The 13,482-nt window shown below is 37.8% G+C and carries 13 protein-coding genes; 10 read left to right on the top strand and 3 right to left on the bottom strand.

All coding sequences use genetic code 11. The annotated features are described in order from the left end of the window. Window positions 1-40: 40 nt before the first annotated feature. Window positions 41-2,410 (bottom strand): EAL domain-containing protein, encoded by a 2,370-nt coding sequence (locus tag H5159_RS15930; RefSeq protein WP_182720086.1) that lies wholly within the window; start codon window positions 2,408-2,410, stop codon window positions 41-43. A gap of 293 nt (window positions 2,411-2,703) precedes the next feature. On the opposite strand from H5159_RS15930, the gene pyrC reads away from it, so the two are divergent. The 9 genes from pyrC to H5159_RS15885 all read left to right on the top strand — a co-directional run bounded on the left by pyrC (window position 2,704) and on the right by H5159_RS15885 (window position 11,547). Further along, complete coding sequence (gene pyrC, locus H5159_RS15925) at window positions 2,704-3,756, top strand: dihydroorotase (RefSeq protein ID WP_182673530.1); 1,053 nt, start codon at window positions 2,704-2,706, stop codon at window positions 3,754-3,756. Between the two features lie 438 nt (window positions 3,757-4,194). After that, a complete protein-coding gene (locus H5159_RS15920) occupies window positions 4,195-4,398 on the top strand; it encodes a cold-shock protein (protein ID WP_002961702.1) in 204 nt (67 codons plus the stop codon). Between the two features lie 1,071 nt (window positions 4,399-5,469). Beyond that, window positions 5,470-6,240, top strand: a complete 771-nt coding sequence (locus tag H5159_RS15915) for a DUF3450 domain-containing protein (protein WP_024590812.1) — start codon at window positions 5,470-5,472, stop codon at window positions 6,238-6,240. A gap of 6 nt (window positions 6,241-6,246) precedes the next feature. Next, a complete protein-coding gene (locus H5159_RS15910) occupies window positions 6,247-7,611 on the top strand; it encodes a MotA/TolQ/ExbB proton channel family protein (protein WP_002961707.1) in 1,365 nt (454 codons plus the stop codon). Further along, window positions 7,611-8,135, top strand: a complete 525-nt coding sequence (locus H5159_RS15905) for a MotA/TolQ/ExbB proton channel family protein (protein ID WP_002961709.1) — start codon at window positions 7,611-7,613, stop codon at window positions 8,133-8,135. The genes H5159_RS15910 and H5159_RS15905 overlap by 1 nt, the downstream gene beginning before the upstream one ends. Before the next feature lie 14 nt (window positions 8,136-8,149). Continuing rightward, complete coding sequence (locus H5159_RS15900; protein WP_002961710.1) at window positions 8,150-8,554, top strand: biopolymer transporter ExbD; 405 nt, start codon at window positions 8,150-8,152, stop codon at window positions 8,552-8,554. Further along, window positions 8,554-9,171 (top strand): energy transducer TonB, encoded by a 618-nt coding sequence (locus H5159_RS15895; protein WP_024603667.1) that lies wholly within the window; start codon window positions 8,554-8,556, stop codon window positions 9,169-9,171. The genes H5159_RS15900 and H5159_RS15895 overlap by 1 nt, the downstream gene beginning before the upstream one ends. An 11-nt stretch (window positions 9,172-9,182) precedes the next feature. Further along, on the top strand, window positions 9,183-10,442 hold the full coding sequence (locus tag H5159_RS15890; protein WP_002961712.1) for a lipopolysaccharide assembly protein LapB: 1,260 nt from the start codon (window positions 9,183-9,185) through the stop codon (window positions 10,440-10,442). Window positions 10,443-10,503: 61 nt separating this feature from the next. Then, window positions 10,504-11,547 (top strand): hypothetical protein, encoded by a 1,044-nt coding sequence (locus H5159_RS15885; protein WP_182780639.1) that lies wholly within the window; start codon window positions 10,504-10,506, stop codon window positions 11,545-11,547. 16 nt (window positions 11,548-11,563) lie between these two features. On the opposite strand, the gene H5159_RS15880 is transcribed toward H5159_RS15885, so the two are convergent. Both H5159_RS15880 and H5159_RS15875 read right to left on the bottom strand, forming a co-directional pair. Next, window positions 11,564-11,890, bottom strand: coding sequence for a hypothetical protein (locus H5159_RS15880; protein WP_024603666.1), 327 nt, complete (start codon window positions 11,888-11,890; stop codon window positions 11,564-11,566). 61 nt (window positions 11,891-11,951) lie between these two features. After that, entirely contained in the window at window positions 11,952-12,932 is a 981-nt protein-coding gene (locus H5159_RS15875) for a tRNA-dihydrouridine synthase (protein ID WP_182720083.1), read from the bottom strand. 226 nt (window positions 12,933-13,158) lie between these two features. Here H5159_RS15875 and H5159_RS15870 point away from each other — a divergent pair. After that, window positions 13,159-13,482 (top strand): hypothetical protein (locus H5159_RS15870; RefSeq protein ID WP_182780638.1); only part of this gene is annotated, 324 nt, incomplete at its 3' end.

The following is a 13,482-nucleotide window of genomic DNA, read 5'->3' as shown; positions in this document are numbered from 1 at the left end:
TGCGTAATACCTAAGCCAGCGACCTACTCGCTGGCTCTTTTTATAAGGGTTTATTAATTAGTAATATGGCTTCTTTGGCAGTAACAGGTTTTGATTTTAAAAAGCCTTGACCATAGTCGCACGCGGTGGATTGCAAAATAGTTAATTGCTCAACTGTTTCTATTCCTTCAGCTACAACTTCAAGTTTTAATGATTGCGCAAGTGATAAAATGGCTTCAACAAGTGGGTTAGTAGAATCCTGTAGATGGTCAATAAAGCTTTTATCTATTTTTAAAATATGAATAGGCAGTTGGTGCAAGTAGCCTAGTGCTGAATAACCTGTTCCAAAATCATCAAGACATAATTTTACTTTTAAAGGTGAAAGACCTTCAATTATTTGAGTGGCGAGTTCTAGATTTTCTATTAAGCCAGATTCGGTAATTTCTAAGCATAAAGAACCAAGAGGTAATTGGTACTTATTATAAATGGAATGTATTTGCGCTACAAAATCGAGGCTTGCAAAGTGTCGTGACGATACATTAACGGTGACTTTTAAAAAGCGATGGCCTTGTTGGTGCCAATTTGAAATATGCTGGGCCGCCAAATCAAGTAAATGTAAATCAAGATTTATAATTTGCCCTGTAGTTTCAGCTATCGGTATAAAGTCATTAGGGGGTACAAACCCTTTTGTAGGGTGATGCCAACGAACAAGTGCTTCAAAGCCGATAACTTCACTGGTAGTAATTGTGAAAATTGGTTGAAAATAAAGTTCAAACTCGTTGTGTTCAATACCGTGTTGTAAGTCGTTTTCTATATCGGCATGGGTTTTAAGTTTTTTACGCATCGTGTTATTAAAAAACTTTACCTGACCACGTCCGGTTGACTTAGCTTCATACATAGCGGCATCGGCTTGTTGCAGTAATATATAAGCTTTGTCGTTTACGTTATCTGTATAGGCAACCCCAATACTCGTTGATGCTTGGAGTAAGTGGTTATCTATATTTAAAGGTTTTGATAATGCGTTTTTAATGCGGTTTAAAGCTTCATTAACTTGGTTTTTATGCGTGATGTTTTCCATAAAAATTGCAAATTCATCGCCGCCTAAACGTGCAAATGTATCCGTGCTTCGTACTGTACCTTTAATCAAGTCGCATATTTTTATAAGGAAGTGGTCCCCAACTTCATGCCCGAGCGAATCATTAATACTTTTAAAACGGTCAAAGTCTAGATACAACAGGGCATGGCTAGTACTCTTTTTAGCACGCGTTAAACGTAAAATAGCATGTTTTATACGTTCAATAAGTAGTGAGCGGTTAGCAAGGCCTGTAAGCTCGTCATGTAATGCTTTGTGCTCAAGTTCTTGGCGGGCTAATTGCCTATCAATTGCCATACTTATTTGGCGACTTACATACGTTAGAAGAGTACTATCGTGTTCGTTGTAATGCAGTGTTTTATCGTAGCTTTGTACAACGATAACCCCGCTTATACGATCACTTGTTTGAAATGGAACACCTAACCAAGACTCAGATTGCCGACCTACCATTTTAAAATCACCGTTATTAATGTGACTTTGAAAGGCATTTTTGTTGAGTAATAGGGTTTGCTCTGTTTTTAGAAGGTAATATGAAGCGGTGTCTTTAAGTTGTTCTTTAGATATTTTTTGATGGGTTTTAGTGTTTATACCTTCTTCGACTATATAAACGAGGTCAAGTATATCTACTTTTTTGTCGTATAGAGCGATAAAAAAGTTATCGGCTCGAAGTAAGTTATTTATGATTGAATGCAAGGCTTTAAAAAATGTATCTAGGTCATTCGCTTTGTAAGTTAGGTTAGCTATTTGTAATAAGCTGTTTTCTAATTTTTGTGCATTGTTGAGTTGCTCAACTGTTTTTTGTAAGTTGTTTACTGTATTAACCTGGTTAATCTTGGCACTGAGTAAGTGAGCAACTGTTGTAAGAATTTCAAGGTGTGCATTGGTAAAATAACCTTTGATTGGGTGCTCACAATCAATAACACCTAAAACTTGTTCTTTATATATAAGGGGAACACATAGTTCTGATTGAGCAGGGCGTTCATCAGCGATATAACGGCTGTCTTTCGTTACATCGTTAATAATTACCGCTTTTCCGGTCGTTGCAACAGCGCCCGTTATACCTTCACTAAAACGTATTATTTTACGTTCCGCTTGATATTTGTCCCGCGCGTGTGCAATACCCATTGATGCAACTTGGTTTAATGTATTTGCATTATTGTCAGCTAGATATATGACACAATCAACAAACCCTAAGCGATTTACAACGTGTGTTGTAACATACTCAAACAATTCTTCTAATGTATCGAGTTGCAATAGACTAGATGAAAATTGATTAATGATACTTAGTTGATCAGTTTTTATCTCAAGCGCTCTAGTCGCATCAGTTTTATAAGACATAGGCAATTTATATTATTCTTGTTATTTTTAAATTCACAGTTAAGTTAACCTAATCTTGGGTTTTTGTACAAATTAAAGCGATGAGTGGTTTCAATACTCTGTAAAGTTTTAATATAGCGAGTTTTAATTAATCATAAATCATTACAATAAGCTAATAGCATTGAATTTGCTCATTGTGCTTTTAAATAGTACCTCAGTAATTTTATCCATATAAAAACTTTATTTTTAATAAAATCTTTACTCGAAAACATCATATGCCTATGATCGGATAAATTCAGCCGTGGAACAAAGTAATGACAAGTAATAATACAAACTCTGTAACAACCCTTACTATCACTCGCCCTGATGACTGGCATGTACATTTACGTGATGGTGACCAGTTAAAAGACACTGTACGGGATATTAGCAGGTACATGGGCCGCGCTATTGTTATGCCAAACCTTGTTCCGCCAGCAACGTGCACAGATACGGCATTGTCGTACAGAGAACGCATTATGTCTGCAAATCCACAAGGCAACTTTGAGCCATTAATGGTTTTGTATCTCACGGATAAAACTACACCAGATGAAATAATAAAAGCTAAAGCGACAGGTAAAATAGTAGCAGCTAAGCTTTACCCTGCTGGCGCTACCACTAATTCTGACTCGGGTGTTACATCAGTAAAAAATATTTATCCAGCTTTAAAGGCAATGCAAGAAGTAGGCATGTTGCTGTTAGTGCATGGGGAAGTGACAGATTCGTCGATTGATATTTTTGACCGTGAAAAAGTATTTCTGGATACAATTTTAGGAGATGTAGTAAATGACTTTCCTGAGCTTAAAATTGTACTCGAGCATATTACGACTAAAGATGCAGTAGAGTTTGTAGTTAATGCACCTAGCAATGTAGCGGCAACAATTACAGCGCATCACTTGCTTTATAACCGCAATCATATGTTAGCGGGTGGAATTCGCCCACATTATTACTGTTTGCCAATTCTCAAGCGTAACATTCACCAGCAAGCATTAATGGCTGCAGCAATAAGTGGAAATAAAAAATTCTTCTTAGGAACTGACTCTGCACCACATTATAAAGATAAAAAAGAAGCAGCTTGTGGGTGTGCTGGTGCATACACGGCTCATGCCGCTATTGAATTATATGCTGAAGCATTTGAGGATGCAGGAGCTTTGGACATGCTTGAAGGGTTTGCAAGCCACTTTGGCCCTGATTTTTACGAATTGCCGCGTAATACAGATACAATTACATTACAAAGAAAACCGTGGAAAGTACCTGCAAGTTATACATTGGGCGACTCTGAAGTTGTGCCTATAAAGGCTGAAAATACAATGGATTGGTCTGTCGAATAACCAATAATATATTTAAATCTAAAGCCGCTTAATTTTTAATGCGGCTTTTTTGTTTGTGCTTTTGATATTATTGAAGCGTAATTCGACGACAGGGTGGTTGTAGGTGGCTTTTGATCTCGCTTACAGCAATAAATATTACAATAATACTTATAGTTTTTTGCTTGTAAATTAGTCAGTTAAAGGCGATTTAAAACAAATTTATATTTTTAAGAAATAATTCCTAATTAATAGAGCGAAAAAAAATATAATGTGTTAATCTTACCTTGCTTTGAGTTTTTATGTATTGAATTTACGGATATTGTGCTGCGTTTAAGGTTACCGGTTAGGTTATTACTTGTTCCTGTACTGTACCTCCATATTTTTGAGCATTGACTCAGGGAGGATATTGCCATAATAATATGGCTGAATTTTAATTATTGACTTACAGGAAAATTTAGTATGTCGGTTACTGGTAAAGTAAAGTTTTTCAACGAAGCTAAAGGCTTTGGTTTCATTGAACAAGAAAATGGTCCTGACGTGTTTGTACATTTCAGCGCAATCACTGGTTCTGGTTTTCGCACTCTTAGCGAAGGTCAAGCAGTGACATTCAGCATCAAACAAGGTCAAAAAGGCCCTGAAGCTGAGAACGTAGAAGCAGCATAATTTATTATGTGAACTCTAGTTCATCTTGGTGAAGCAGGTTTCTGTTTCACCATAATTCCCCTTCCTTAAATCTATTTATTTTAATACCTCAAATTCTCCTTTTTTTTAAATCTAAAAAACTACTCAAATATTCTATCTTTGCAAAGCTAAACAACTAATAATCTAACGAACAAAACAATCCTCTAATACTTTTAAAAACCATTCATAAGAATTTATTCAATGGGCCTGATACCAGCTTAAATAAAATCGATGCTCAATATCTATCCATGCAAATTCTGTTTCAAGCTTACTCTGTGTGACGAAGGCTACTCATTGATAAGGGCTTCTTGGTGCTTCTATTACTTTATTATGTGAACGTAAAGCTTCATTTATAGTGTATTACTAATAAAGTAGGGTAACTCTTCATGATTAACTTAATTACTGAATTAACCTTAACGTTAAAATAGTATTAAAGAATACTTTAAAGCGGTAAATACAACCTGTTTAATTATCAAAAGCTTTTATGCTGATAAAAGAAATGCATTGTTGAGTTTATTATTACTATTTATGGAAAAACACGTTTTAAAATAGCTTTAAAAGTAACGTATATAAAGCGTGAGTATCCGATATTAAATATTATCCAGTGTTGTTTTTTTGTGCGACAAATGGTTTGTTTTTTCAGATGAAGTGTAACTGAGGTGATAAAACACGATAAAATCGTGTAAAAAATAACTTTTGTTATATCAATTTATATTTTTTTTAGTTTTTTTTCAGTGCGAATTCAGCTTTAGCTAAATGTTGCAATAATGTTGTTTTATGTCAGTGCAATGCGAATAAATACACCCCTTAAAAGGCTTTAATAGAAATATTAAGAAAAAGCTTCGTTGCAATAATGTTAACTGTTGTGGGCTGGTACTTTCGTTTAAGCATTAACTTAGCTATTTATTTACTGAGATTAGTAAACATCAAGTTGACAGCGCTAATTGCATTTAGCATTATTGGAAGGTTGATATCTATTAAAAGATATCAGGGTTGTTCTCCTCGGAGGATAATTAAATTATAAAAGTAACATTACTTAATTGGTTGGGAACTATGTCTGTTAAAATCAGAAAGAGTCTTGTAGCAACTGCGTTGGTTGGCGCATTTGCATTTGCAAGCAGCAATGTGATTGCAGATCCTTTGAATGACGTGCAAAAAGCAGGTCAACAAATTCAAAAGGCTGCGGTTAAGTCTCAAACTAAAATTGACAATGTATATGGTCAAACTCAGGAGCTAATCGCTGAGTACCGTAGCGTTGTTGATGAGACTGAACTTATGAAAGTGTATAACGATCACGTGTCGCGCTTGGTTGATAGCCAAAACGCTTCAATTGAATCGTTTGATCGTCAAATCGCGACTATTGATAACACTAAACAAAACGTTGTGCCTTTGATGTATCGCATGATCGATACGCTTGAGCAATTCATCAAAGCGGACGTTCCATTTAATCTTGAAACGCGTTTAGGACGTGTTGAAAGACTACGTGAGATCATGGTTTCTGCGTCTGTAACGACGTCTGAAAAATTCCGTCAAGTACTTGAAGCTTACACTATTGAAACAGCATACAGCTCTCTTGTATCTGCTTCACAAGGTACTCTAGAAGTTGATGGTAAAAGCATTAACGTTGATATCGGTCAGTTAGGTCGTATCACTTACGTTGCTCAGTCTTTTGACTTGAAACATGCTTGGGTGTGGGATAACAACACTAAACAGTGGAAAGAATTAGGCGAAGAATACCTAAAACCTGTTAAAGAAGTTATTCGTATGGCGCGTAAGCAAGCGACATTAGAACTTGTTAAACTACCTATCTTTGGCGCGGAGTAATCAATAATGAAGAAACTATTTAAAGGTTTTGCTGTTGCAGCAGTACTAACTGTTTCTGCAGGTACCGCGCTTAATGCACATGCAAATACTGGAGCTCTAGATAAAATTCTTGAGCAAGTAAAGCAAGAGCGTATCTCTGAAGGTAAAATCAATAAGCAACGTGAGCAAGAGTTCTTATCAGAACGTGCTGACAAGCAAGCATTACTTAACAAAGCTAAAAGCCAACTTGCTTCTGAGAAGTCTCGTGGTGAAAGCTTAGCTAAGCAATATGCACAAAACGAAAATACGCTAGCTGAAAAAGAAGCAGCTCTTCAAAGTGCCCAAGGTACTTTAGGTGAGATGTTTGGTGTTGTGCGTCGTGCAGCTCAAGATGCCATCGGTTCTATCGAAGCGTCACTAGTTAGTGCTGAAAAACCAGGTCGTGCTGAAATCTTACGTTCGTTAGCAGCTGCTAAAGAACTTCCTACAGTTCGCGAACTTGAAGAACTTTGGATTTCACTTCAAACTGAAATGACAGAATCAGCTAAAGTTTCAACTTTTGAAACTGAAGTTGCTGGTCTTGACGGTAACCCGTCAATGAAAAAAGTAACACGTATCGGTAACTTTAACTTAGTTACAGACGATGGTTACTTAATTTATTCACCAGAGACTAAGTCTATCCAGCCTCTAGGTAAGCAACCAGACGGTTATATCTTAGACGGTATCACGGCTCTAGAAAATACATCACCAGATAACTACGCTGGTGTTTACATCGATCCGACTCGTGGTGCTATCTTACGTATCAACACTCAAAAAGCGACCCTTATGGAATACTTCCATCAAGGTGGCGTAGTTGGTTATATCATCACGGCTTTACTTGGCCTAGGTATGCTAATTACTCTAATCCGCTTTGTTGACCTTACACTTACTACTAGTAAGATTAAGAGCCAGCTTAAAAATGTTGCTACACCGAATACAAATAACCCACTGGGTCGTATTCTTAAAGTGTACCATGACAACAAGAACCAAGATGTTGAAAACCTTGAGCTTAAACTTGATGAAGCGATTCTACGTGAAACGCCACGCATTGAAGCTGGTATCAATATAATTAAGATTCTTGCTGCAATCGCACCGTTACTAGGTCTACTAGGTACAGTAATCGGTATGATCTTAACGTTCCAAACAATCACATTGTTCGGTACGGGTGATCCGAAGATCATGGCAGGTAACATCTCTCTAGCACTTGTAACTACAGCGCTAGGTCTAATTGCTGCATTACCACTAATTCTACTTCATGCTCTTGTAGCTGGTCGTAGTAAGTCGGTATTACACATCCTTGATGAGCAAAGCGCGGGTATCGTTGCTACTCACGCGGAGAAGGAGAAAGCCTAATGCTAGTCCTGATGGAGATATGGGAATCTATCAGGGATTTTGTTGGCACAGGCGGCCAGGTTTTATACGTGGTCGCGATAGCACTCTTTCTTATGTGGGTTTTAATGATTGAGCGCTATTGGTTCCTACTTGCAGAATTTCCTCGCACAGCGAAAGAAATTGTAGCAAAGTGGGATGCCCGCCAAGACACTACGTCTTGGTACGCACACAGAATCCGTGAAGCATGGATTTCTGAAGCGTCTGAAAAATTAGATCAGCGTATGTTGTTGATTAAGACATTAGTAGCTGTTTGTCCTTTAATAGGCTTACTTGGTACTGTTACTGGTATGATCTCGGTTTTTGAAACCATGGCCAACCAGGGTACGGGTAACGCACGTTTAATGGCATCAGGTATTTCAATGGCAACAATCCCAACAATGGCTGGAATGGTTGCGGCATTATCTGGAGTATTTTTTAGCTCACGTCTTGAGACAAAAGCTAAAATGGTGAAAGCCAAACTTATTGATAGTATGCCTCATCACTAGAGAGAGAATTAAATATGGCACGTAAACAACGTTTTCGTGAAGAAGAAGAAGCAGCGGTTGATATGACGCCAATGCTTGACATCGTATTTATCATGCTTATTTTCTTTATCGTAACTACATCGTTCGTTAAAGAGGCTGGTATCGAGGTCAATAAACCTAAAGCGGCTCAAGCTACTAAGCAAAAAAATGCTAACATTTTTATTGCTATTCGTAGTAACGGCGAGATCTGGATTGATAAACAGCAGGTTGATGTTGAACGTATTTCAGCAAAAATCGAAAGTTTATTAGCAGAACAACCTACTGAAGTTGTAATTTTGCAAGCTGATAAAGAAGCAAAACACGGCGTAGTGGTTAAAGTTATGGACCAGATTAAAGCGACGGGTGATAACCTGAGAATTTCAATAGCTGGAGATCAGTAATGATTCGTTTTCTGTTTTCACTGATTGCAGGTGGGGCAGTTACTTTCGGCTTGTTCTACTTCATGGCATTCCTCATCTCTGGTGGGGCTGACCGTAATACGGAACAAAAAGAGCAGATCATAGTCGAAATAATGACGAATCCGCCTGAATCTAAGGTGCAGGAGAGGAAGCGTGTACCGCCTCCTCCTCCGCCACCGCCAAAGCAGCCGCCTAAACCGCAGCCGCCACAGCCGGAAAATAATAATCCAAATCCTGGTGCTATGTCATTTAATATGGGAAGCATTGATGTTGGTAGTTCGGCAGGTGGACTAAGTGGTCCTGGTGCATTTGGACGAGATGGTGATGCGACACCTATCGTTCGTATAGAACCAAAATATCCAACGCAAGCAGCACGTGATGGTAAAGAAGGTTGGGTTCAACTTTCATTCACAATTGATGAGCTAGGTGGAGTAACTGACGTTGAAGTAATTGACGCAGAACCGAAACGTATCTTTGACCGTGAAGCTAAACGTGCACTGCGTAAGTGGAAGTACCGTCCTAAGATCATTGACGGAAAACCACAGAAACAACCAGGTTTACAAGTTCAATTAGACTTTAAACTTAACCAAGGCAACTAAGGAGGCGAGTAATGAGAAATTTTTCTAAAGTAACTGCTCTTGCAATTCTTATGTCTGTGTCGGGTGCTACTTTAAGTGCATCTGTTTTAGCAGCGCCGGATTACGCAAAGATTGAAGAGCGTAAAAAAGCAAAAACTAAAATCATGGGCGAGCGTACTGGTAAAAAAGTAATTAAAGCATTTGATTTGTACAACGAAGAAAAAGTTGATGAAGCAATTGTTTTGCTTAGAGAAATCGAGCCTTCGAATGACTTTGATAAAGCGACCGTAAATCGTTACTTAGGTAGCATGTACGCTCAAAAAGAAAAGTATGACGAAGCGATCAAGTACTCTAAGCAAGCCGTTGCACCTGATGTTTTAAACTTTGCTGATCAAGAACAAACTCTTAAGTTGTTAGGTGACTTATACGCTGGTACAGAAAAGTTCCAAGAAGCTAAAAAAGCATATGTAGCTTGGATGGACTTTACCGGTGAAGAGGACCCTACGGTTTATACACGTATTGCTCAAGCTAACTATCAGTTAGAGCAATACCGTGATGTTTTTGAACCAGCAGATAAGGCAATAAAACTTCAAAAAGAGCCTAACAAAGGCCCTTACCAATTAAAACTTGGCGCATACTTTGAGCTTAAAGATTATGCAAACATGGTTAAAATTGGCGAAGAAATTGTTCGTGTATGGCCTGATGATAAAAAAGCTTGGGTTAGCTTAGGTAAGTATTACCTACAAACTGAAGATTATTCTAAAGGTTTAGCAACTATGGAAGTTGCATACAAGAATGGTTACTTTGAAAATGAAGTTGAGTATAAAGTCTTATCTAACTTTTACTCTCTAAATGAGATCCCTTATAAAGCAGCTGTAACGCTAGAAAAGGCCATTAAGAGTGAAAAAGTAGAACGTACAAAGCAGAATGTTAGCGCGATTGCGAGTAATTACCATCGTTCTAAAGATTTAGAAAAAGCTGCTAAGTACTACGAAGATGCTGCTAAATTTGATGACGACGCTGAGCTTTACCGCAAAGCAGGTTCATTACTTTTACAATCTGAAAAATTCAGTGCTGCTATTGTTCGCTTGAACAAAGCATTAGAGCTTGGCTCTGACAAAAAAGGCACAATTTATTCAGATTTAGCTGAAGCGTATTACTACCAAGGTAAGTATAAGCAAGCATATGCTGCAATTACTAAAGCTATGGATGACCCTCGCACACGTAAGTTTGCAAAAGGTTGGTCTACATATATTAAAGATAAAGCCGCTCGCAACGGTGTTAAAATTTAATTTTAATTAGCTTAAGCAACTTATAAAAAGCCCCTCTGGGGCTTTTTTTATTGGAACTACTATGTATAAAAAGCTCTTTTTATCATCACTACTGTGCCTATTTTTAGCTGCATGTTCAAAGCAGCCTCAACCTTATGAGTCGTTTGAGGACGCACAAGTCGCTTTAAAAGCTTTAAACATGGCGCTTGTACAAACAGGTGCTACTAAAGGCAATAACATTGAAAAAGATCAATTGGTTTTCTCTGATGCTTACTTAACAAAACGCCATACTATTTATCAGGGCCTAATGGGTATGGAGCTTAATCTAAATCAAATTGCGCAAGTAAACTATTTGGTAATTGCAGAGCGTTTCCCTGAACGCTACTTTAATTGGCCAGCCCAAGTAAATGTTTTAGAAAACATGCTCGCTTTTGAAGGCTCAAAAAACACACCTGATAATGTTATTACTTGGCTCAAGTTAACCCAAGATACCCTAGACAGTGCTCAACAAAGCAATTTAAAGCTGAACAAGGTTGAACTTACATTGTTACAAAGCTATGTATTAAGTGCGATAGCAAGTAACGATGTTCAACCAGCGCTTAAAAGCCATATAAGAGCTTTTAGCGATTATTTAGCTAGTTATAAGCCAAGAGGAAGTGTGGGTCTAAGAGGTCTGCCAAATGGCACTCAGTGGTATCAGAGCAAACTTAATTACTTTAGTGGCGAAGTACATTCACCGTTAGAATGGGTTACTCTTTTAAACGAAAAAATAAAAGTATTAGATCGTGTTGCATTCGACAGTAAGCTGCCAACTTCTCACCAAAAATCGTTTTTAGTTCAGTATTTATCTGATGAAAAATTAATAGAAGGCTTAGATTGGCAGGCTAACTATCAAGACTTACCTGCAATGGCGAGCGCTATGGATATGTCTAATAAAGATAAAACATTGATGCTTGCGATGATGGAATCAGATATAGGTATTCACTACCATGCGTGGACTTTGCCTCAAGCAAAGGTAAACCTTATAAAGCGCCTACAAATGAGTCCAGAAGAGGCCCAGTACTTGGTTGAAGATATAATTCTCTACCCAGGGCAATCATTTAGCTTTATACAACACATTATATAATGATTTGAAAGTGCGCTTATTGTGCGCACTTTGTACACCGTTGAGTTGCGGGGTCTAGTTCAAGTGACTTAGCTGATATTTTTTCTTCACAATCACAGCAGTAGCCATACTGGCCAATTTCTATTTGACTTAGTGCGGCTTCTAGTTTGGTCATGCGACTGATTAAAAGTGCATACTCAGGGCCTAACTTCTCTGCGGCGCAGTCTAACCATTCATTATTTGCTGTATCAGCTAAAATTTGTATTAAATGGTGATGTGCAGGGTAAGCTGATTTAGAAAGCATGGTTAATATATTTAATTTAACTTGTGCTATTTCATCGTTAAGTCTTTTTTGATGATGCATTATCAGTACAACCTTATTAAATGGGCTTTACGTTATTCTGATATTATCTAGAGTCTTTAAGTTAGTCGTTATGATTTGAATCAAGTTGAGGTGCTTTGGCATATTTGTTTAATACGCTCGCCACATCTTCTTTACTTTTTAAACGTCTGATTTCATCAAACAAATCGATAGCTTGCGGGTACTGGCGTTTTAGATAACCAAGCCATTGTTTAGTACGTGAAGCAAAGTATTTTTCATCCTTCGCGGGGTCTTGATGAATAGCTGAGTGAATTAAGTGATAAATAATATGCTCCCACTCAAGGCTATCATATTGCTCATTATTTACATGAGCTTTAATTTTTTTTGCTAAATCAGGGTGCGAAAGGGCGCCACGACCAAGCATTAAATCAGTGCACCCACTTCGTTTTTGACAAAGCATTGCGTCCTCTACTTGCCAAATTTCACCATTGGCAACAACGGCAATATTCTTACCTTTTATTATTGGTGGAATTTTTTCCCAATAAGCTGGCGGGTTATAACCATCTCGTTTGGTTCTGGCGTGAATAGCTACACTATTTGCACCTGCACTTACCACAGCATCAACAATTTCTTGGCTGTTACTGTCATCATCAAAGCCTAAGCGAATTTTTGCACTTACTTCATGTTTATCATCTACAGCATCTCGGACTGCTTTAATAATCGTATACATATGGTCAGGGTCTTTAAGCAGTACAGCCCCCCCTCGGCTACGATTAACTGTTTTTGCTGGGCAACCAAAATTTAGGTCGACCCCATGGGACCCTAATGCGATTGCTCTTATTGCATTTTCGGCTAACGGATTTGCTTCTTGACCGAGTAATTGAACACGCACAGGAGTACCTGCTCGTGTAAATCCATTATTATGTAGTTCAGGGCAAAATCGATGAAAAACTTTGTCAGGTAAGCATGTTTCAACCACTCTTACAAACTCTGTAACGCACAAATCGAACCCACCAATGTCTGTGAGTAATTGGCGCATTTTAAAATCAACGACACCTTCCATAGGTGCTAAAACAAGTTTCATAAAGAGATTAATTTTGATAAAAAACTGGAGGCATAGTTTACCTGTAAATCACACATTGATAAATCTGTAATTACCGCCCATATTTGATGTATAAATTGCAAAAGTAAATATTATGAAAATAAATGAAAGTTTTTATTTTTGTACGGGTCTACTTAAGCATACAAGCAATTTAAAAATACATTTTTATTGCTGAGATTTACAATCCTTGATTAAAGAGAGTCATAAAATGAATACAGTTAAAAAAAATACAATCGCGTTAACTTTAGGTGCAGTAGTAGTTGGCTCTGCAAGTTTTGTATCTGCAGATGTACAAGCTAACCCATTTGAGTTTCAACAACTAGTAACAGGTTACCAATTAGATGCTGCAGAAGGTAAGTGCGGTGAAGGCAAATGTGGCGGTGACGCAAAAGATAAAAAAGAAGGTAAATGCGGCGAAGGCAAATGTGGTGGCGACGCAAAAGATAAAAAAGAAGGCAAATGCGGCGAAGGCAAATGTGGCGGCGATGCAAAAGGTAAAAAAGAAGGTAAATGCGGCGAAGGCAAATGTGGT

This window comes from Pseudoalteromonas sp. SG43-1, from assembly GCF_014164415.1.
In the GTDB taxonomy this organism is placed as follows: domain Bacteria; phylum Pseudomonadota; class Gammaproteobacteria; order Enterobacterales; family Alteromonadaceae; genus Pseudoalteromonas; species Pseudoalteromonas distincta.
This window is presented reverse-complemented; position numbering and strand designations above follow the sequence as displayed.

Bases quoted from the DNA above. Each gene is read 5' to 3' on its own strand.
- H5159_RS15930 (WP_182720086.1), bottom strand. From the start codon at position 2,410: ATGTCTTATAAAACTGATGCGACTAGAGCGCTTGAGATAAAAACTGAT.
- pyrC (WP_182673530.1), top strand. From the start codon at position 2,704: ATGACAAGTAATAATACAAACTCTGTAACAACCCTTACTATCACTCGC.
- H5159_RS15920 (WP_002961702.1), top strand. From the start codon at position 4,195: ATGTCGGTTACTGGTAAAGTAAAGTTTTTCAACGAAGCTAAAGGCTTT.
- H5159_RS15915 (WP_024590812.1), top strand. From the start codon at position 5,470: ATGTCTGTTAAAATCAGAAAGAGTCTTGTAGCAACTGCGTTGGTTGGC.
- H5159_RS15910 (WP_002961707.1), top strand. From the start codon at position 6,247: ATGAAGAAACTATTTAAAGGTTTTGCTGTTGCAGCAGTACTAACTGTT.
- H5159_RS15905 (WP_002961709.1), top strand. From the start codon at position 7,611: ATGCTAGTCCTGATGGAGATATGGGAATCTATCAGGGATTTTGTTGGC.
- H5159_RS15900 (WP_002961710.1), top strand. From the start codon at position 8,150: ATGGCACGTAAACAACGTTTTCGTGAAGAAGAAGAAGCAGCGGTTGAT.
- H5159_RS15895 (WP_024603667.1), top strand. From the start codon at position 8,554: ATGATTCGTTTTCTGTTTTCACTGATTGCAGGTGGGGCAGTTACTTTC.
- H5159_RS15890 (WP_002961712.1), top strand. From the start codon at position 9,183: ATGAGAAATTTTTCTAAAGTAACTGCTCTTGCAATTCTTATGTCTGTG.
- H5159_RS15885 (WP_182780639.1), top strand. From the start codon at position 10,504: ATGTATAAAAAGCTCTTTTTATCATCACTACTGTGCCTATTTTTAGCT.
- H5159_RS15880 (WP_024603666.1), bottom strand. From the start codon at position 11,890: ATGCATCATCAAAAAAGACTTAACGATGAAATAGCACAAGTTAAATTA.
- H5159_RS15875 (WP_182720083.1), bottom strand. From the start codon at position 12,932: ATGAAACTTGTTTTAGCACCTATGGAAGGTGTCGTTGATTTTAAAATG.